Source organism: Enhygromyxa salina, from assembly GCF_000737335.2.
Taxonomy (GTDB): Bacteria; Myxococcota_A; Polyangia; order Nannocystales; family Nannocystaceae; genus Plesiocystis; species Plesiocystis salina_C.
Genome location: NZ_JMCC02000111.1, coordinates 1 through 19,203, shown reverse-complemented (window position 1 = coordinate 19,203; position 19,203 = coordinate 1). Strand labels below are relative to the sequence as shown.

Below are 19,203 nucleotides of genomic sequence, written 5' to 3'. Positions count from 1 at the left end.
GGCCGCTCCAGCCCGACAAACGCTCAAAATTTGTCGCAGCGGCCGCTTCCCCAACCTCGGACCGCTACCGTAGCGGGTCGAGGGCCATGAAGTACACGGACTACTGGGATGACGTGGTCACCGCGTGCAAAGACAGCGCGGACCAGATGGGCGCGTTTCCGGGTCCACGCCTGACCACCGTGGCCGCGGCGGAGATCGTCAAGCTGCTCCTGCGCCGCGCCGGCCGCTTGGGGACGCCCTACGAGGGCACCATGGCTTGCTCGGTGGTGCAGCTGCACGATCTGATCGACAAGCGGCAGACCTTTGTCGTGTCGTTCTCGGGCTATCACCCCACGCTGAAGCTCGATCTGGTCAAGGGGGCCCAAGAGCTGCGCGAGGCGTTCGAGGATCTCGGCATCCCGGTCGTCCCGGCCCCACGGTTTTGGTACCAGCAGTCGCCGCCAAGCTACTACGTGCCGCTGCACGCCCAGAGGCGTCCGAACTGGCGACCGCACGCAACAGCCTGCGCAAGCCGCTGACGAGCGACCTCGCGTCCGCGCGCGATGATCTGGTCACCGAGATCAAAGACGACGAGCTGCTCTCGGACATCCTGCCCCACCTGTGGGCTGCGTCGGGCGGGGGGCCAAACGGGCAATTCTGCGCGGAGCCCAAGGCGTTCGAGCACGTCCGAACGGGGAACCTGATCGAGCGTGGCGTTGACGCGGGCAAGAGCCGCGTCGTCGTCGTTGGCCAGCTCGCGCTGTGGTACTCGGGCGGCAAAGCACCGCGTGATTTTAGCGATTCGTTGCGCATCATCGGGCCCAGCGACAAGCGCAAGACCTCTGCATCGGGCGGGTACATGCTGCCGTGCTCGTCGTGCGCGGCGCGGTCGGGCGTCATGATGGACGGGCTGACGCTGACGTCCCAAGTGATCGGCACGCCCAAGCTGTTTGTCAGCGAGGACTTCCAGCTGGATCAACGCTGCGCTGTGTGTGGTAAGTCCACGATCCAGCGCTGCGCTCGCTGTGCGGCGGTGTTCTATTGCGGCAAAGAGCACCAGCGCCGCGACTGGGCCCGGCACAAGAAGCTGTGCAGGCCCTGAGTCGGCGCGGCGTTGATGCGATCATTGCAGCGTCAGCGCCGGATCGGATCCAACCACCAAAGATACTGATTCGCCCGCGTCGACAGCCCGTCCGCGACCCGCTCGCGCTTGCGGATCGCAAATACCCCCACAACCAGCTCCTCGACCAACACCGGCGGCATGTCGAAGGGCGGCCCGCCCTCGTCGCCGTGGTTCCACAGCAGCGCGACCATGCTGCCCGAGGGACGCAAGATCGTGGCCATCGCCTCGAGGTAGGCTCGGCGTTGATCAGGCGGCAGCGCGCACAGGCAGGTCTGCTCCCAGACCAGATCGATGATGCCACGCAGCTGCTCGGGCGGGGCGGTGACGTCGGCCTCGAGCGCCTCGATCTTCACGCCGAGCTCGGAGGCGCGCGTGCGCATGGCCGTGACCGCGAGCGGGGCGAAGTCGAGGGCGACGACATCGTGGCCGGCGCGGGCCCAGGCGAACGCGTCGACGCCAACACCGGCGCCCGGAACCAACACGCGGTGGCGCTCGCGCTGGATCGCTATCAGCTGCTCGAGCACGGCGGGGACGCGCTCGAGCGTCCACCGGTCGCTGCCCTCCGCATACCTCTCGTTCCAAGCGTTGGGATCAGTCATCGCAAACCGTCGTACCTCTGGGTTTGCGCTCGCGCCAGCGCCTGGCGGCCAAGGACACGACGCAATCCTCGAATGTCGGCTGTTAGCTCCGCCGCCGAAGCGAGGGGGCTTTTGAAAGCCCCCTTGAAGACATAGTAGGCCCGAGTCGAGCGCGCAGCGCTTGATTCGGGCCTAGATGCCTAGAAGCCGCGCCCGCGCTGCAAACAGGCTCGTCGGAGCCGCTGGGACAGGCGCCGCGATCTGGGCTAGCGTCGCGGCCCTCAGATGACCGCGGCCTCGACCGATTCGACCGACTCGCGCGACAGGCGCAAGCTTACCCAGCTCCCTGCGATCGCGCTCGTGGTCGGATCGATGCTCGGCATCGGCATCTTCATCATGCCGCCGCAGGTGGCGGCGAACGTGGCGGGGCCGTGGAGCTTCTTGGCCATGTGGATCGTCGGCGGGCTCGCGGCGCTGTTCGGGGCCCTGTGTCTGGCCGAGCTTGGCGCCATGCGGCCGCGATCGGGCGGTGACTACGAGTTCCTGCACATCGGATGGGGTCCGGGGATCGCGTTCGCGGCTGGCTGGCTGCAGCTGCTGGTGATCTTTCCGGGTTCACTGGCGAGCGTCGCCGTCGCAACGGCCAAGTTTCAGTTTCCGGTGCTGCTTGGCAGCTGGGCGGGCGGCGACGTGGCGCTGCTGGGTCTGACGATCCCGGCACCCCGGCTGACGGCGGCGGCGCTGGTCTTGGTGCTGACGCTGATCAATCACTACGGGGTCCGCATCGCGGGGTGGCTGCAGGTCTTGGTCACGGTCGTGCCAATCCTGGTGCTGTTGATCGTGTCGGTCTACGTGCTTGGCGACAGCGCCGGGGGCGAGACCCTGCGCGAGGGGACCACGGCTACGCCAAAGGGGGACGGTGGCGGCGGAATCTCGGCCCTGGGGCAGGCCTACCTCAAGGTCTATTTTGCGTACTCGGGCTGGAACGCGGCGCTCTACGTGGCCGGCGAGATCGATCACCCGGGCCGCAACATTCCGCGTGCGCTCGTTGGCGGCACGGGCCTGGTCACGGGGCTCTACGTGCTCTTGTGCCTGGGGTTCTTGTCGGTGTTCGGGTTCGCGGGGCTGCCGGGCGTGGGCGAGGCGGGCACGGCGGCGGCCGTGCAGCTGTTTGGACCCGCGGCGGTGACGGGGATGGCTGTGTTGATCTTGCTGGCCATGATCGGCTCGCTCAACGGCACCACGCTGATCGGCTCGCGGATCGCCTTTGCGATGGCGCGGCGGGGTGATTGTGTGGAGGCGGCCGGGCGCGTCCACCCCCGCCACGGGACCCCGCACGTCGCGCTGTGGCTGCAGGCCGCGATCGCGCTGGCGCTGATCTTCAGCCCGTTCAACCTCGACCAGATGATTAACTACACCTCGAGCGCGATGCTGATCACCGGCACGCTGACGGTGTTGAGCGTGGTCGTGCTGCGGCGCAAGATGCCCAACGCGCCGCGGCCCTACAAGACCACCATGTACCCGCTGCCCGCCGTTGGGTACGCGCTGTCGAGCTTGGTCGTTCTGGTCTTGGTCGTGCTGGATCGGGACCCTTCGGTGTTGGTCGCGGTCGCCTGGTTCGCGGCGGCGTTGGTGTTCTGGCGATTGTTTGTCAAGCACCGCGAGCACGAGCCCCCGCCCATCATGTGACACCTGGTGGCGTGATCGCAACAAACTGAAACTGGCATGGTCACGCTCACGGAATGCTGCGACGGCGCAGTGTGCCAATAATGGTGGTCGGTAGAAAGGTCATCAGCATCACGAATTTCATTGCGATGAATGATGCCAGCGCCGAAAGTGCGCGCATGGGCAAGATCGGACGACGAAAATTCCTGGTCACCGGTGGATCGGCCGCGCTCGCGTTTGCGCTGATCAGCCTCGCTCGACGGCGGGAGGTCGCCGCCCTCGGGCCTCTGGGGGCGCTGGTCCCGGACCCCGATCAAGTCCTGGATCTACCAGAGGGGTTCCAATACGAGATCCTCGAGTCCAAGGGCGAAGCGATGGACGATCGCTATCGGGTCCCCGGCCGGCCCAGCGGTATGGCCTGCTTCCCGGGCTCAAATGGCACGCTAATCCTGATGCGCAACCACGAGGTCAGCGTGGGCGACCACGACGATGGGCCCTACGCCCCCGGTCAGGACCCGTCAGCGCAAGCCTACGAGACCGCGGGGATGGGCGGCGTGACGCGGCTGGTGATCGACGCGAGCAGCTACGCGCGGATCTCGAGCAATCTCGTGCTGGTCGGGACCGCACGCAACGCCGGTGGCGGCGTGAGCCCGTGGGGGTGGTTATCGTGCGAATCCGACACCGAGATCGGGGGCGGCGTCCGCCACGGCTACGTGTTCCGATGCCCAGCTGACGCGGCAGGCGTGAAGGCCCCGCAGCGCGTGGATGGCTACGGTCGGTTCAGGCACGCGGCGGCGTGCGTGGACCCCTCGAACAACTATGTCTATCTGACCGAGAATCGCACGGACTCGTGCCTGTATCGGTTCGTACCGAACAACGCGCTCGACCCCTTCACGGGGACTCTGCAGGCGCTCGCGGTCGTCAACATCGACGGGTACGAGACCGACGACATGAGCGAAGACCAGGTGCTCGAGATCCACTGGGTGACGATCGCCCACCCAGATCCCGACGCCGACACGGTGCGCGAGCAGGGCCACAGCAAGGGGGCCGCGAGGTTCGTGCGCGGCGAGGGTATTTGGTTTCACGAAGGCCAGGTGTACTTTTGCGCGCGCCGGGGTGGCGAAGCCGGGATCGGCCAGATCTTTCGGTTGATCGACGGCGAGAGCAAGACCCTCGAGTTGATCCTGGCCTCGAGCGACGCGGGCGTGCTCGACAGTCCCGACGCGCTCACCGTCGCGCCTTGGGGTGACGTGTTCATGAGCGAGGATGGCGACGGCGATCAGTACATTCGCTGGATCGACGGATTTGGGGCAGTCCGCGACTTCGCGCGCAACGCCAAGAGCAGCGGCGAGCTGTCGGGCGTGTGCTTCTCGCCCGACGCGAAGGCGCTGTTCGTCAACATGCAAGCGGATGGGCTGACGCTGGTGATCACCGGGCCGTTCCCCATGGTCGCGCCCGAGCCGGGCGACGGCGGTGGCGACGACGAGGGTGACGGGGGGGACGAGGGCGACGGCGAAGGCAGCGGCGAAGGGCACGGCGACGGCGACGGCGACGGCGATGACCAAGGCGCCGACGAGGGGGAGAGTGGAGCCGACGAGAGCGGCGACTTCGGCGACGAGCTCGGCGAAGACGGTGACGCCGGCGATGCGGGTGATGCGGGCAGCGGGCCGTACATCGACTACGACCGCGCGAGGCTTGGGTATCTCGACGACTGCAATTGCACGAGCGAGGCTGCCGATGATCCTGGGCTAGCGATCGCCGGTACGGTCGCGGCCGCGCTGGCCGTTCGCGCCCACCTCGTTCGACCGGACGAGTCGTGAGCCCGTCAGCTACGCCGTCCCCGCGCGCCAGCGGGGGCCGCCCCCCGGAATTCGCGGTCGGCCGCCCTACTCGGCGTACATGTTGATGTTGGTCGCGGCCGCGAAGCACATCCGCTTGCACGTGTCCCAGTCCGGGTGGCGGATCATCAAGTAGCCGTCGCTGACCAAGGTGGCCTTCCAGTCGCGCCTGGGCGTGCCGGGCCGCAGCAGCTTGTCTTCGATCACGTGGCCCCGGTGCGCGCGCTTGAACGCCTCGAGCCCGTCGATCCGGGTGATGCGCCCGCGACCCTTGGCCCGCTTGAACACGATCCCGCAATTGTACTTGCGCGCGGTCGGGGCCTCGAAGGACTTCCAACAGCAGGCCCGCGCCCACTCGCGAAACAGGTCGACGTCGCCGGTGTAGTTCATCTGATCGACGAGCCGCGCGCCACCGGGCCGGCAGCCGATCTCGCCGAACACCGCCTCGCCCTTGGGCGTGTAGAACCACTCCATGTGGGTGAAGCCGTCGCCCATGCCCAGCGCCTTCAAGACTTGCCGGCCAAGCGCGACGCCCTTTTGGATCTTGGCCTGGTCGAGATCCCGGACCGTGATGATCACCGGGCTGACCCACTCTTGGCTGCGAGCCTCGAGCGGCTTGGGCAGGTACTGCGCGACGTTCTCGTAGACCGGCTGACCGTCGACGCAGATCGTGTCGTAGGTGAATTCTTCGCCCTCGATGTACTCCTCGACGCTGAGGTCGGGGACGTGGCGGGTGACCTGGATCGCGGCCTCGAGCTGGGCTTGGTCGCGGCAGCTGTAGGTGTCGGCGCTGCCGGCCCCGGCGATCGGCTTGATGATCAGCGGCAGTCCGATCCGGCTGGCGGCCGCGCGGATGCTGTCGCCCGAGTCGGACGTGGACTGACGGGTGACTCGCTCGGACTTGGGCACGCGCACGCCCGCGGCCGCGACTCGCTCTTTCATGAGTTGCTTGTCGCGGAACCCGGTCACGGCGTCCACGCTCATGCCCGGCACGCCCCAGCGCTCGCGCATCCGAGCGGCGAGCAGCACGGTTGGCTCCCAGTTGGTCAGCACTCGATCGACCTTGTGGCCACGCAGCCACGCGCTGGCCCGCTCGAGCACGTCGTCCTCGTCGAGGATCCGCGGGACCTCGAGGTAGTCGGTGAGGTGCGGCTTGACCGAAGCGGGCAGGGCACGGCGCGGGCTGTCGCCGACCCCGTAGACCTTGGCCCCGACTTCAGCGAGCCCGCGGGTGAACTGCAGCATCTCTTGGGGATAGGTCGGGCCGAGAAAGAGCACGCGCATGCACGAGACGCTACCGGGCCGGGCTGCGGCAGGATAGCTTTCTCGCGCATGCGCACCGTCGTTTTCGTCGCTCCGTTTCCCCTTGGGACAACCATGCGCTTTACGCGCGCTGTCGCCTCGCTGCCGGGCGTGCGCTTGTGCGGCGTGATGCAAGAGCAGCCGAAGGGGGTCGACCGCCGGCTGTTCGCCGACGTCGTGCAGATCGACGACGGGCTCTCGACCCGCGACATCGTCAGCGGCATCGATCTGCTGCGTCGGCGCCACGGGCATCCGCACCGGATCATTGGCGTGCTCGAGCCGCTGCAGGTCCAGCTCGCCCAGGCCCGCGCGCACTTCAGCGTGCCCGGGACGGATGTCGAGACCGCGGACGTGTTTCGCGACAAGGCCAAGATGAAAGATCGCCTGCGCGCCGCTGGCTTGCCGGTCGCGCGTCACATGCTGGTGACCTGTCTCGAGGACGCGCTCGCGTTCGAGGCCAAGGTCGGGTTCCCGATGGTGCTCAAGCCGCCAGCCGGGATGGGGGCCAAGGCCACGTTTCGGGTTCGCACCCGTGAAGAGCTGCTCAACGGCGTGCGCGGGCTCGGTGCCAGCCCGGCCCAGCCGGTGCTCGCCGAAGAATTTCTACAGGGCCAAGAGGGCAGCTGCGACACCTTGACCCTTGGCGGCGAGCCGCGCTTGGTCTCGGTCTCGTGGTACCGGCCCAGCTGCCTGACGGTGCTCGAGAACCCGTGGATCCAGTGGTGCTGCGTGCTCCCGCGCGAGAACGAAGGGCCGGGCTTCGACGACGTCAAGCTCATGGCGATCCGTGCGGCCAAGGTGCTTGGTCTGGACACCGGCTTCACCCACATGGAGTGGTTTCGCCGGCCCGACGGGAGCCTTGCGATCGGTGAGATCGCCCAGCGTCCGCCCGGCGCTCACATCACCAAGATGATCGGCCTGGCCCACAACACGGATCCGTATCGGATGTGGGCGCGCGCGGTCGCAGACGAGGCCTTCGACGGGCCGTGGCCGCGCAGCTACGCGGTTGGGTGCGCGTACTTGCGGGGGATCGGGCGCGGGCGGGTGGTCTCTGTCAGCGGCGCCGACGAGGCCAACCAGGCCGTGGGGCAGGTGGTGGTCGAGGCCAAGCTACCGACCGCGGGGGCGCCGAAGAACGACAGCTACGAGGGGGATGGGTACGCGATTGTTCGTAGCCAGCGGACCGAGGTGGTCGAGCGGGCGCTGAGCATCATCATTGGTAAGGTGCGTGTGCACTACGCTTGAGCAGGGGCGGGGACGCCAGCACGTCGGGCTCTGGCGGTCTTCACGGCTCGCCTCGGTTGTCCGCGAACATGCCGGGCGCGAGGCGAATGAAACGTCGGAGCACCCAGGGGCCTGCGGCCGCGACCTGTGCCGTTAGAGCCGAGCGCTCGAGGTCATTCGCGTGGGTGGTGAGAGTTCCGTTGATCGCTTGGTCGGCTGCTGCGACCCGCGTCGCGCCTTCGTCGCGGTAGTCGGTGGTGCCGATCTCGACTCGCAGGTCGCGGGTTGTGAGCGGCGCATCGGGGGCCACCTCCGCGTTGAAGCGCAGCTCGTACACGAGCCCCGCGGGGTCGGGATCCTGCTCGCAATTTAGGCAGGTCACTTCGAGATCACGCACCGCCACGCCGTCTCCCAGCGACACCATCGTCCCGGGGCTTGGTACGAAGATGCCCTCGATCGTCGCGGTGAGATCCTGGTGGGTCTCGCCCGCTCGTAGGGTTGGTAGATCCCCGCGCACCTGCCCAGTTGGGCCGTCTTGGACCGCGAACGAAGCGTGCGCGACGAGGGTCGCGGCGTCGCTCAGGAGCTGGGGGTCCGGTCCTGCCCCGAAGATCGCGTCGCCCGGGATCGTGTGGCTGACGCCCGGTAGGAGCTCGAAGTCGATCTTGACGGAATGGGGCCCTTCGACGGTCGGGGTGTGGATCGCTGCGTACACGCCGTCGTCCGCGAGGCCGTCATCGTGGTGGCCATCGTCGAACATGGGGATCCGCCAGCTGTACCCCGCCGCCGAGAGCCGGGCCGATACCTCCATGCCGCCGACTGCCGCGCCGGACTTGACGACGCTGGCGGAGATCGTGACCTCGTCGCCGATCTCCCATACTGGGCGATCGATCCACGCCTCGGGCGAGTACCCCGATCGCACGATCGACGCGACCCAGCCGACATCCAGCTTGGCTCGGGTGCTCGGGGACAGCTGCGTCTTGTCGAGCCGCATGGTCCACAGGCCTGGCTCGGGGGAGTCGACCTCCATTCGCCGATAGACTGCCTGGATCTCGCTGGAATCGCCGATTGGATGATCATATAGAATGTTGCTTGGTGACACGAGCTCGAAGCTCAGGTTGTTGAAGGCGTGGTCGGTGCTCTCGCTGGTGACCACGAGCGGGCTGCCCAGCCACGCCACGTCCAGCTGTTTGGAGCCCGCGGGCACCACGAAGGTGTGGGATTCGGTGGTCGTGGTGGCGACGAGCGGCGCCCGCTCGTGCAGCGCGATCGCGTCGCCGGCCACGACGGCCTTCGCTACGGCTTCGTAGACCTTGGCGGCGTGGGGCAGTGACCCGCCAGCGGCCTGTTCGTCGCCTGCGTAGTAGTGCCAGCCGTTGCAGCTCTCGGCCAGCCAGTGCGCCAGACCGATCCGGGGCGATGCGCCGGTCGTGATCACGTTGACGCGCATGCCCCCCTCTGCGCAGATCTGGGCGGCGATCTCGGGCTTGTTCACGATCCAGGTCTCGACGCCGCGGCAGCCGGCCGGGCCGGTTGGATCGTGCTTGGGATCGACGCGGGTGAACTTGGCGTCGGTGAGCAGCACGACCTCGCGGTCGCCGGCCGGGGCCTTGGCCTGCGTGAACGCAGCCTTGGCGCCCTCGAGCACGGCGCACAGGTTTGTGAAGTGCTTGGCGTTGACGTGAGCGTTGATCTCGTCTCGATACACCGAGACATTGGCAGCAGCCAGATCTACGGGGATACCCAGGGCCAGATCTTGGCCGGGCACCCACATCCCGTTGACCTCGGTCGCCGACTTCACCGGCCACAGGTCGTCACCCCACGCATAGATCCCCGCGCTGGTCTGCTTGGTGACGGCGACCTGGTTGAAGTACTCGGCCCCGTCAACCGCGTAGGTCCAGCCTGGGTTCCCGTTGGCGTCCTGACCCATGGAGCCCGAGGCGTCGATCATGACCATCGACCAATCGGCGAGGTTCTCGGTGTCGGTGTAGTCGGGGACGTTCCAGGTGCAGAACGCGGGGTCGCCCTCGTTGGGCGGGAGGCCGATGTTGTCGTTGTATTGGCCGTTGAACTGGAGGCTGCCCCACTCGAGCTTGGCGTGGTCCCAGCAGTTGAAGTCTTCGGCGCTGGACCAGGGGATTGGGTAGTGGCTCATGACCGTGCCGAGCACGCCCCAGTGCTGGGAGAGGCTGGCGCCGGTCTTGGGGTCGAGGTGGATGTGGGTGTTGGCGTCGCACCAACGTTGCTTGGTGCCGGCGGCCATGATGCATGTGGACTCACCGACGCAGACGGGGCGCTCCCAGACGGCGTTTAGCTTTGCGGTGCAGCGCCCGTCGCCAAGTTTGGACGCGGTGTCGCAATCATCGTGTTCCTGACAGTCGGATCCCCACTTCGGCCAGAGCTCTGTTCCGCCAAATGAACTGCTGTGCACTCCTGTGGGGTCATACAAAATGCAGACGGCGTGCGCCATGTTGTCCCCTCCCGCCGCCGCGCACTGATCGGCAGAAATAATTCCAAGATTCGAGATCACGTCTTGGGGCGGGCTGCCCGTTCCGATGACCCAGCCATCAAACGTGCCGGCTTGTGTAATGTCAGCGCCTTCATTTACGCAGGATTTATGACGGATGCACCTCGCGCCACTCGGGCAGCTCGAACTCGGAAAGCCGGTGCACGTCTCGCTCGAGGTCGTGTAGCGCGAGTCCGCGCAAAATCCGAGATCATTGAATTTGGCGTACTCATCGGGGAGCCCGTAGAAGTAGTGTCCCCACTCGTGGGCGAGGGTCTTGCCGTACACCACGGTCCCGGCTGGCTTGGGTGACATGAAAACCATCCTAACCGCGTGGTCACTCGCGTACGACTTTCCCATGCCATGGCTCAAGAAGACGTCGCTCTCGCTGGCGCCGTAGCCGAACGTGACAGAATCGAAGTAGTGCTGTCCGTTTGTGACTTGCCAGAGGATTCGAGACCCCTCCCGAAAGAAGTCGCAGTAGTTGCCAACGTCGTCGCTCGTCACCTGCAACGCGCCAAGATCCTCCGGCGGGAAGTTGGCGCGCACCGCGATCGACCATGTACCGTCCCCGTTGTCAATGAGCTGCTTTTGCGTAGCGAAAGCTGTGCCGGGCAGCGAGCCGATCGCTATGCATGTCACAAGACCACAGAGCGACCGACCCGAAGAAAGACGAACTGGGCGAGTCATGCTCGTGAAGTAGCACCCACAGGCAGCATGGCTCCAGAATAACCCCACTCGAGCCCCGTTGTATTTGCGTCTCAGCGAGACCCCACTCGGCCACGACTGCAGATCCCATGGCAACACGTCATCGGCACTATCGGTCACCCGGAGACTGCGCAGCGGAACCCGGTGCCTGGCCCACCACCACTGGCCTGGCCTCGCCAAGCCAGGTGCAGGTATCCACCATTCAGAGCGTCAACCTGTGACGTTGAATGGGTTCCTCCCTTTCGCACCCTAAATGAACCGCTACCAGGACTGTCGGGACCGGTGGGATCTGTCCCGAGGTTTGGCTGCCCAGGCGCGAGCCAGTCGGCGACGACCTCGCTGACGTTGCCGACCATGTCTTGAACGCCATACGGGCTGTCACCCTGCGGCGAGTGGCTCCCAGGGCGCTGCGGCATCCCGGTACCGCATCCCCACAGTTCGTGCGGCTCCTCGCCCCAGACGGGTTCGCTCGCCATGCTTGCGTAGAAACAGGTGGGCGCTTCATTCCCCCAAGCGTAGTCGCGGCCGTCGGTGCCGCGCCCGGCCTTTTCCCACTGCGCCTCGGTGGGCAGCTCGGCGCCCCGCGCGTTGCAATATACCGATGCTTGCAGCCAGTCCACGCAGGCAACCGGATACTCGTCGATTCCCGGCTGGCCCCAGCGGCATCCAAAGGTCAAATCATTGTTCGGATCCTCCGCGGCCGGCGGCGAGCACTTTCCCGCCTCCACGCAGAGCCGATACTCACCAAAAGTCACCTCGTGTCGGTCGATATGAAACTGCGACAGATACACGACTTGCTGGGGGATCTCGCGCTCTTCGAGGAAGCCCAACCCATTCGAGCCCATGATGAACGGCCCCGCCGGGATGCAGATCATCCCCTCGTGCATGGACTCGCAAGGAGGCTCGTGACCGCCACCGTCGCCGTCACCGAAGTCGCCTTCTTCATGGTCGCCGTCACCGTCGCCGTCACCCGGATCGCCGTCGCCGTCGCCGTGCACGTTGGTATCCTGCGACTCTTTCGGTGGGTTGGAACCACAGGATGTCAGCGCGAGCGCGGCGAGCCACGCACCCCCAGCGGCCACTGCTCCGATGCTCTTGTATCGCACTGTCACTATCTCCCGTGTGTCTTCGGCGTTCTGAGCGTCTGTACAAACAGCAGCTATTCGGAAATGGCACAACGAAAGCCGATGCCAGCTCCCAGCTGACTTCCAGGCACTGGCCCACCGCCCTTGGCTCGCCAAGCCAGGTGCAAGTGGTCAGTGTGCATCTGGGAGGTTGTGTAGGAGGCTCCCTTTCGTGCTTTGAATGAGCCACCGTCGGGACCGGTGGGATCTGTCCCAAGGTTTGGCTGCCCAGGCCCCAACCAGTCGGCGACGACCTCGCTCACGTTTCCGACCATGTCTTGAACGCCGTACGGGCTGTCGCCCTGGGGCGAGTGGCTCCCCGGACGCTGCGGCATCCAGGTATCGCAACCCCACCCTTCGTGCGGATCCTGGTCCCCGATCGTCTCGTTCGCCATGCTGGCGTAAAAGCAGGTGGGCGCTGCATTCCCCCAAGGGTAGTCGCGGCCGTCGGTCCCGCGCCCGGCCTTTTCCCACTGCGCCTCCGTGGGGAGTTCGGCGCCCCGCGCGTTGCAGTATTCCAGCGCTTGCAGCCAACCCATACAGGCAACCGGATACTCGTCGATTCCCGGTTGCCCCCAGCGGCATCCGAAGGTCAAGTCATTGTTCGGATCCTCCGCGGCTGGCGGGGAGCACTTTCCCGCCTCCACGCAGAGCCGATACTCACCAAAAGTCACCTCGTGTCGGTCGATATGAAACTGCGACAGATACACGACTTGCTGGGGGATCTCGCGCTCTTCGAGGAAGCCCAACCCATTCGAGCCCATGATGAACGGCCCCGCCGGGATGCAGATCATCCCCTCGTGCATGGACTCGCAAGGAGGCTCGTGACCGCCACCGTCGCCGTCACCGAAGTCGCCTTCTTCATGGTCGCCGTCACCGTCGCCGTCACCCGGATCGCCGTCGCCGTCGCCGTCGCCCTGCACATTGGTGTCCTGCGACCCTTTCGGTGGGTTGGAACCACAGGATGTCAGCGCAAACGCGGCAAAACACGCACCCCCAGCAGCCATTGCCGCAATGCTCTTTTGTCGCATCATGTCATTGTCTCCTGAGTGTCTTCGGCGTTCTGCGGAGATTCCCGCAAACCAAGACTGACGCACAATTGTATGAACCCTGGCGCGGCGTAGCACGCACTAGCGAAGCACGCACGAACTCGCGTATGCCCTAGAACCCGTCTTGTTTGCGCTCTCCAGGTTGGCACTTCACGACATGCAGAGCACCTCGAGCCTTCGAGGATCCAGCAGCGTGCATCTCCACCCCAAGCCCAACGCCGACGCGCGCGTCGCTGCACATACGGCGAGCGCCGCGACGGCCCCGCCAACTGGCGCTCCTCCAGCGTGTCCCGAAGCACGGCATCAGGCCAACCCTCGAGCACCGGGACCACGCTGAGGTGCTCGACCCGCGCGAGCACCGGGCCTCGCGCAGCGCCGTCTTCTCCACAGATCGCTAGAATTAGGGCCTGAACCCCGCGGCCTCGCCAGCTTGGGCGTCGCCATGTCGACGCCGTCGCGCGAGTGCGGGACCATCCCCCCGTGCCCGCCGACGCGACCAACTGGCGTAACCTCCAGGCGACCGAGCAGCTGGTCGTCGAGTTTGCGGCCGGTCGCTTCGACTCGGTCTTGGCCCGCCGGATCATCGCCAACGCGCCGACCTTCTCGATGCTGCTGCGGGCCAGCTTCTTGGCCGAGCGGGGCCAGCTCGCCCGGGCCCGCGCGGACATCGACGCCGCGCTCGCGCGTGGTGGCGACAACCCGGTGATCGAGCTGGTCGCCGGGCAGCTGTTGTTCGTCACCCATGACTACCAGCGCGCGCTCGATCAATTTGCGCGGGCAGGGGCGCGCCCAGGGCCGGCCGGGCGGCGCGGGCGACAGCAGGTGATCAGCGCCGCGTTGGCGCTGGGGTGGAAGCACGATGTCCGCGAGTGGCTCGAGCGATCGATCGCGGAAGACCCCGACCACCCTAGCTTGCACGCCCAGGCGGTCCGGTTTTACTCGCGCGGACACTGGCCCGAGCGGGCCCTCGAGCACGCTCGGCCAGCGCTCGCGCAGACGCCTGACAGCCCTTCATTGTGGATGGAGGTCAGCACTTTGCACGCGGCGCTGGATCAGCGCGAGCAGGCGATCGCGGCGGCCGAGCGCGCGCTGGAGCTCGCGCCAGTGGACCAGCGGCTCGCGTACACGCGCGAAGCTGGGCGGGTGGCGATCGACGCGGGTCGCTTCGATCTGGCGCAGGCCTGGTTCGCTGAGGCGCTGCTGCTGGATCCCGCGCAGACGGACGTGCACGTGTGGCTGGGCGAGATCGCGGCGTGGTCGGACCAGCGCGAGCAGGCCCGCGAGCAGGCCGAGCGGGCGCTTGCCCTGCAGCCCGAGTGTGGGCCCGCGCTACGCTTGCTTGGCGGTCTGGCGGTCGCGACGCGAGCGTGGGACCGCGCGCGCGAGCTGCTGGGACGGGCGGTGGCGATCGAACATCGCGACTATCAAGCCCACGCGTGGCTCAGTGAGCTCCACCTGCGAACGGGCGCGCACGAGCTGGCCCACGCGCACCTGCAACACGCGACAACCGGGGCCGACGGGTTCTTGTTGGGGGCGTGGCTGCTGCGGTTTTTGTTGGTGGCCAGCGAGGAGCCCCGATCGGACGAGCCGGTCGTGCCCAACCGGACCGAGGAGTTCGAGCACGCGCTGCCCGAGCTGGTCCCCGAGCTCGCGGCGTTGGCCCTGCGGACGCGGGCCAGGGCGGACATGATCGCGGCGGTCGAGGGCGCGCTCGCGGCCCTGCGTGGCAATCGCTCGGTTCACCCGACGCACCTCGTAGAGGGCGAGCTTCGTCGCTTGCACGCGGGCCCCGGCTGTCGTCAGCGCTCGCGCTCGGCCTTGCAGCTGCTTGGCGTCGCGCGCCCGGCCCACTGCCTGGAGGTCTTCGACGCGGTCGAGCGCGCGTACCCGGGCTCGTCGCTGCCGGTCTGTCACCGCGGTGAGCTGCACCTGTGGCTGGGCAATTGGGACGCGGCGCGAGCGGATCTCGAGCTGGCGATCGAGCGCGTGACCGGGACCCGGTGGGCGTACATGGGCCTGTCAACCTTGGACCTGCTCGCGGGGCAGCCGTCGCAGGCGCTGGCAACCAACGCGCGCGGGGTCGAGGTCATGCGCGGCACCGAGGGCCCGGCGATCCACGTGTTTCGGGGCGAGGCGCTGCGCATGCTCGGGCGGATCGACGAAGCGATCATCGAGCTCGAGCGCGCCGTCGCGGCCCACCCGGCGCGGGTGGGCGCGACGATCAACCTGGCCTTGGCGTATGCGGCCAAGCGCGACAGCGCGTCGTTAAACCCGCTGTGGGACCGCCTGACGATCGAGCAGGCGCCCGGCTTGATGTCCGACGCAGCCCGCGAGCGCGCAGAGGTGATCGTGGCCGACGGAGCCTGGCGGCCCGGGGTCGAGGTCATGGTGCGCGTGCTCGAGCGGGCGCTGGAGATGCTTGGGGGCAACCGATCGTCGGGGCTACTCACGTATTGGACCAAGGAGCGAGAGCTGCGCTTTGTTCGACTGTGGCCGAACGACAGCGGCGGTGTGCATGCGCGGGACCACCTGCGGATTGCTCGGGCCAAGCAGCTGCTGTTGAAGGCGCTAGCGAGCTATCGGCGAGCGTGATCGAAGATCTCCGCCCGGTCATACGCGGGCCGGTGATACCGTTCTCGACGAGCAATCGCATGCAACGCATCAATCTGTTCGATCCCGCTGTTCGCGACAACCCGTTCCCAACCTACGCGCAGATGCGAACGGAGTCTCCGGTTGCGATGCTCGACCCTGGTGGGATGTTCGCGCTGACCCGTCACGCGGATGTCGTTGCCGCGTTTCGCGACACGCAGACTTATTCGTCGGAGGGCTTTCGTGCCGTGTTCGCGCCCCCGTGGCTGGGCAGCAATCCAACTGCCGAGTCGATGCTGCTGATGGATCCGCCCGCGCACACCCAGAACCGGGCGTTGGTCTCGCGTGCGTTCATCAAGCCGGTGATGCAGCAGCTCGAGCGCGTGATCGAGGAGATCACCAACGAGCGGCTGAGCGCGGCGAACATCGTGGCAGGCGAAGAGTTTGACGTTGTCGCCGAGCTGGCCATGCCGCTCGCCGGCGGCGTGATCACCCACGCGCTCGCGCTGCCCCGCGAGCTCGCCCCGCGCATGCAGACGTGGACCTCGGCGATCTCGAAGGTCACCCCAGTGCCGCCAGAGCCCGAGGTGATCGCAGAGATCAAGGCGTCGATCGCCGAGCAGGCGGAGTACCTTGGGGCCGTCGTTGATGCGCGGATGAACGAACCCGGTGACGACCTCCCCAGCGCGCTGTGCCGGGCCGAGATCGACGGCCAGCGCCTGTCTCGGGATGCGCTGATCGGGTTCATGTTCTTGCTCGTGGGTGCCGGGTTCGAGACCACGATCCACCTGATCTCGAAGTCCGCCAAGCTGCTGGCCGAGCGGCCCGACGTCCACGACGCGCTGCGCGAGGACCCCAGCAAGGTCGGGGCCTTCGTCGAAGAGATGCTGCGCTTCGACGGGCCCACGCACGTGCTCATGCGGCTGACGACCCGCGACGTCGAGCTGCACGGGGTCCAGATCCCAGCGCACAGTGGGGTCGCGCTGGTGATCGGGGCGGCCAACCACGATCCCGATCAGTTTGAAGCGCCCGAGCGCTTCGACCTCGACCGGCAGACCAAGGGGGCGCTCGCGTTTGGCCATGGCCCGCACGTGTGCATCGGCGCGGCGCTGGCCCGGCTCGAGGCCTCGATCTGCATCCGCGAGCTGATTACTCGGTTTCAACGGGTCGAGCTCGGGCCTGGGCCGCGCGACTGGAACTACGCGCTGCACGTGCGCGGGCTCAACCGCTTGCCGGTTCGGTTTCAGCGCTGAAGCAGATCACGCAGCAAGGGATCCAGCAGCTCGCGCCCGCGCAACGCGTCGAGCCAGCGCGCAGGGATCCCGGCGGCGCCAAACCGGATCCCCGCGATCCCCCCAGCGACCGCCGCCGTCGTGTCGGTGTCGTTCCCGATCGCGACCGCCGCCTTGACCACCGCCTCGAAGCTGTCGTGCTGCAGCGCGAGTCGGGCCGAGTGCAAGCAGTCGACGACGTAGCCGCTGCCGCCGCCCGCAGGCGCCCGCCGCAGATCGATCGCCGCGAGCTCGCGCTCGACCAGCGCCCGGTTCACGTGCGCCCGCGCGAAGTCCTGCATGAGCTCAACCGCCAGGTCCCAGGCCGCGTGTTGTTCGACGCCGTTGATCATGTGCCGCGCCCACACGCAGTAGACCGCGCAGCACAGCTGACTACGCAGGTGCGCGTGGGTTGGCAGCGACGAGCGCATGGCATCGCGGACCAGCGCCTGGTCGTCCCCGCTGTGCCACAGCGCCAAGGGCAGCACGCGCATCAGCGATCCGTTGCCGTTGTCGTATTCGCGGCCGGGGCCGGCCTGCGGGGGGTCGATGCCCGCGGCCAGTCGCTCGAGCGCGGTCTGGGTCTGGATGCCCACGTCGAACACCGTGGCGTCGACGGCGAGGTAGCCTTGGTCGAACCACCGAACCATCTTCATGCCAAAGTCGCCGAGCTCGAGTCGGTCGTGCTCGAGCAGCGAGGCCAACAGACACAGCGCCTGCGCGCCGTCGTCTGACCACGTGCCCGGCGGGACGCTGGCGTGGGCGCGGCGAAACCCGGCCGGCGGACACATCTCGATTTGGTCGCGGGGCGGGATGGCTTCGGGCCCGTGAAATTCGTAGGGCACCCCAAGGGCGTCGCCAACCAGCAGGCCAAGCATGCCGCCCTTGATCCGGTCGTCCCGATCGTCGCGTGTGGTCACTGGCCGAGTATAGAAGAGTTGGTCCGCTCGCGGCCGGCGACGCAGCCTCCCGGCGCGAGCTGGTCGCTGGGCTCGCGTCAGCCTGGCTGCGCGCGTCACCCGACTGGCGGATACTCTTCGCAGTAGCTGTCTTCGACGGCGCCAACGATCGCGTCGGACAGCGAGATCGTCCCAGCCAGCACCTGCCCAATATCGTAGGCCGCGCCGCCGGTCTGTTCGGGGATCGGCGGCTGGCCCTGAAAGTCGTTGAAGAAGCCCATTGACACGTCATCGGTGCCGGACTGCCCGCCCAAGTGGTCCGCGAACGTGAACATGCGGACCTCTCGTTGCTGCAATGAGCCAACGGTCTCGGAATAGTTGTGCAGAATGTTGACCCCGTTGGCGACGGTTGGGCCATTCCAGAACGTGTCGTCGGTGGTGTGGATGACCATTCGCAGCGTGGTCGAGACCGGCCGCCACTGAAACCCGCCCGAGGCAGCGAACAGGGCGTCGAGGCTGTTCTCGGTCCAGGTCGTGTTGGATCCGCCGCCGCCGGTCTGCTGGTTGCTGGACGTGAAGGTGTTCCAGTACTCGAAGTCGGCCTTCAGCTCGTTGATGTCCGTGTACGGCGCGCCCGCGTTGACGAGGGTGAAGTCGTCAACGAACACCGCCAAGCCGTAGTGGGGCGGGTTGGGCAGATCGAAGGCCCCGAGCGCGTCGTGGACCGCCGCGATCTCGGTCTCGAGCTTGTCGAAGAACGGGCCCATCGTCGTCGACACGTCCATCACGAACACGATGTCGACGTCTTCGATGCAGTCCTGTGGATCGGGGCCGTCATCGGCGGTCTCGGCTGGCAGCGTGTCGAGCTTGAGCCCGCCGCTCTCACCGGTGTCGGCGTCTCCATCGCCGGTGTCGCCGTCGCCATCACCTGCGCTGGTGTCGGTGCCCAGCGTCTCGCCGGTCGTGGGCAGGGTCGTGGCCCCGTCGGCGCTGTCCTGGCGACCGTCCTCCTCCGATCCACACGCGAGCAGGGGGATCACAACTACGAGGGACAGCGGAAGACGACGCATGGGCAGCTCACTCCAATCGCCCAAAGCGTCGCGCGATTGGCGAACGCCGGTCAAGTCTAGGAGCCCGTGGTGCAATGCATCGCGTCGCCTCGCGCCGGGATTTTCGTCGAGATTGAGGAGCCGAAACTTCCAGTACCGGCATACTGCGAGCGCCGACCGACAACGGCAGGAGCGGCCCCAGATGTGCCTGGCGTCGTGAATTCAAACTGATTGGGGCTCTAGGCTCGACTTTGGCGGTTGCAGAGCGGCCTCATGCGTAGCCCACTGCGTCCAGCAAG

The 19,203-nt window shown here is 67.0% G+C and carries 14 protein-coding genes; 7 read left to right on the top strand and 7 right to left on the bottom strand.

The window, feature by feature from the left end:
* Nucleotides 1-86: 86 nt before the first annotated feature.
* Together DB30_RS33025 and DB30_RS33020 are read left to right on the top strand one after the other, a co-directional pair.
* A complete protein-coding gene (locus tag DB30_RS33025) occupies nucleotides 87-518 on the top strand; it encodes a hypothetical protein (RefSeq protein WP_052556601.1) in 432 nt (143 codons plus the stop codon).
* Nucleotides 422-1,081: a zinc finger MYND domain-containing protein gene (locus tag DB30_RS33020; RefSeq protein ID WP_052556599.1), complete on the top strand. Its 660-nt coding sequence runs from the start codon at nucleotides 422-424 to the stop codon at nucleotides 1,079-1,081. Before DB30_RS33025 ends, DB30_RS33020 begins: the two co-directional genes overlap by 97 nt.
* Before the next feature lie 32 nt (nucleotides 1,082-1,113).
* Here DB30_RS33020 and DB30_RS33015 read toward each other — a convergent pair whose 3' ends face one another.
* Nucleotides 1,114-1,701 carry a methyltransferase domain-containing protein gene (locus DB30_RS33015; RefSeq protein ID WP_052556597.1) on the bottom strand — a complete coding sequence of 196 codons (588 nt, stop codon included), beginning with the start codon at nucleotides 1,699-1,701 and terminating at the stop codon, nucleotides 1,114-1,116.
* 264 nt (nucleotides 1,702-1,965) lie between these two features.
* On the opposite strand from DB30_RS33015, the gene DB30_RS33010 reads away from it, so the two are divergent.
* Nucleotides 1,966-3,369 carry an APC family permease gene (locus tag DB30_RS33010; RefSeq protein WP_052556595.1) on the top strand — a complete coding sequence of 468 codons (1,404 nt, stop codon included), beginning with the start codon at nucleotides 1,966-1,968 and terminating at the stop codon, nucleotides 3,367-3,369.
* A gap of 155 nt (nucleotides 3,370-3,524) precedes the next feature.
* Entirely contained in the window at nucleotides 3,525-5,165 is a 1,641-nt protein-coding gene (locus tag DB30_RS33005) for an alkaline phosphatase PhoX (RefSeq protein ID WP_240480388.1), read from the top strand.
* A gap of 66 nt (nucleotides 5,166-5,231) precedes the next feature.
* On the opposite strand, the gene DB30_RS33000 is transcribed toward DB30_RS33005, so the two are convergent.
* Nucleotides 5,232-6,467, bottom strand: coding sequence for an ATP-grasp domain-containing protein (locus DB30_RS33000; RefSeq protein WP_052556593.1), 1,236 nt, complete (start codon nucleotides 6,465-6,467; stop codon nucleotides 5,232-5,234).
* Between the two features lie 48 nt (nucleotides 6,468-6,515).
* Here DB30_RS33000 and DB30_RS32995 point away from each other — a divergent pair, with 48 nt between their 5' ends.
* Nucleotides 6,516-7,730 (top strand): ATP-grasp domain-containing protein, encoded by a 1,215-nt coding sequence (locus DB30_RS32995; protein WP_052556591.1) that lies wholly within the window; start codon nucleotides 6,516-6,518, stop codon nucleotides 7,728-7,730.
* A 40-nt stretch (nucleotides 7,731-7,770) separates the two neighbouring features.
* Here the strand turns inward: DB30_RS32995 and DB30_RS32990 are convergent, their stop codons facing one another.
* The 3 genes from DB30_RS32990 to DB30_RS32980 all read right to left on the bottom strand — a co-directional run bounded on the left by DB30_RS32990 (nucleotide 7,771) and on the right by DB30_RS32980 (nucleotide 12,970).
* The gene (locus tag DB30_RS32990) at nucleotides 7,771-10,530 is read right to left on the bottom strand and encodes a choice-of-anchor X domain-containing protein (protein WP_146661692.1); all 2,760 of its coding nucleotides are present in this window, start codon (nucleotides 10,528-10,530) and stop codon (nucleotides 7,771-7,773) included.
* Between the two features lie 509 nt (nucleotides 10,531-11,039).
* Entirely contained in the window at nucleotides 11,040-12,005 is a 966-nt protein-coding gene (locus DB30_RS32985) for a formylglycine-generating enzyme family protein (RefSeq protein WP_052556587.1), read from the bottom strand.
* A gap of 77 nt (nucleotides 12,006-12,082) precedes the next feature.
* Entirely contained in the window at nucleotides 12,083-12,970 is an 888-nt protein-coding gene (locus tag DB30_RS32980) for a formylglycine-generating enzyme family protein (protein ID WP_052556586.1), read from the bottom strand.
* A gap of 606 nt (nucleotides 12,971-13,576) precedes the next feature.
* On the opposite strand from DB30_RS32980, the gene DB30_RS32975 reads away from it, so the two are divergent.
* Both DB30_RS32975 and DB30_RS32970 read left to right on the top strand, forming a co-directional pair.
* Entirely contained in the window at nucleotides 13,577-15,688 is a 2,112-nt protein-coding gene (locus tag DB30_RS32975) for a tetratricopeptide repeat protein (RefSeq protein WP_052556585.1), read from the top strand.
* Nucleotides 15,689-15,747: 59 nt separating this feature from the next.
* Nucleotides 15,748-16,938 (top strand): cytochrome P450, encoded by a 1,191-nt coding sequence (locus tag DB30_RS32970; RefSeq protein ID WP_052556632.1) that lies wholly within the window; start codon nucleotides 15,748-15,750, stop codon nucleotides 16,936-16,938.
* Here DB30_RS32970 and DB30_RS32965 read toward each other — a convergent pair.
* On the bottom strand, nucleotides 16,929-17,876 hold the full coding sequence (locus DB30_RS32965; RefSeq protein ID WP_338082220.1) for an ADP-ribosylglycohydrolase family protein: 948 nt from the start codon (nucleotides 17,874-17,876) through the stop codon (nucleotides 16,929-16,931). The two genes, DB30_RS32970 and DB30_RS32965, sit on opposite strands and share 10 nt — an antisense overlap.
* 95 nt (nucleotides 17,877-17,971) lie before the next feature.
* Nucleotides 17,972-18,925: a vWA domain-containing protein gene (locus DB30_RS32960; protein WP_146661688.1), complete on the bottom strand. Its 954-nt coding sequence runs from the start codon at nucleotides 18,923-18,925 to the stop codon at nucleotides 17,972-17,974.
* Nucleotides 18,926-19,203 lie beyond the last annotated feature (278 nt).

Excerpts from the sequence above, each read along its gene's own strand:
- DB30_RS33025 (WP_052556601.1), top strand. The coding sequence starts at position 87 with ATGAAGTACACGGACTACTGGGATGACGTGGTCACCGCGTGCAAAGAC.
- DB30_RS33015 (WP_052556597.1), bottom strand. The coding sequence starts at position 1,701 with ATGACTGATCCCAACGCTTGGAACGAGAGGTATGCGGAGGGCAGCGAC.
- DB30_RS33010 (WP_052556595.1), top strand. The coding sequence starts at position 1,966 with ATGACCGCGGCCTCGACCGATTCGACCGACTCGCGCGACAGGCGCAAG.
- DB30_RS33005 (WP_240480388.1), top strand. The coding sequence starts at position 3,525 with ATGGGCAAGATCGGACGACGAAAATTCCTGGTCACCGGTGGATCGGCC.
- DB30_RS33000 (WP_052556593.1), bottom strand. The coding sequence starts at position 6,467 with ATGCGCGTGCTCTTTCTCGGCCCGACCTATCCCCAAGAGATGCTGCAG.
- DB30_RS32995 (WP_052556591.1), top strand. The coding sequence starts at position 6,516 with ATGCGCACCGTCGTTTTCGTCGCTCCGTTTCCCCTTGGGACAACCATG.
- DB30_RS32990 (WP_146661692.1), bottom strand. The coding sequence starts at position 10,530 with ATGTCACCCAAGCCAGCCGGGACCGTGGTGTACGGCAAGACCCTCGCC.
- DB30_RS32970 (WP_052556632.1), top strand. The coding sequence starts at position 15,748 with ATGCAACGCATCAATCTGTTCGATCCCGCTGTTCGCGACAACCCGTTC.
- DB30_RS32960 (WP_146661688.1), bottom strand. The coding sequence starts at position 18,925 with ATGCGTCGTCTTCCGCTGTCCCTCGTAGTTGTGATCCCCCTGCTCGCG.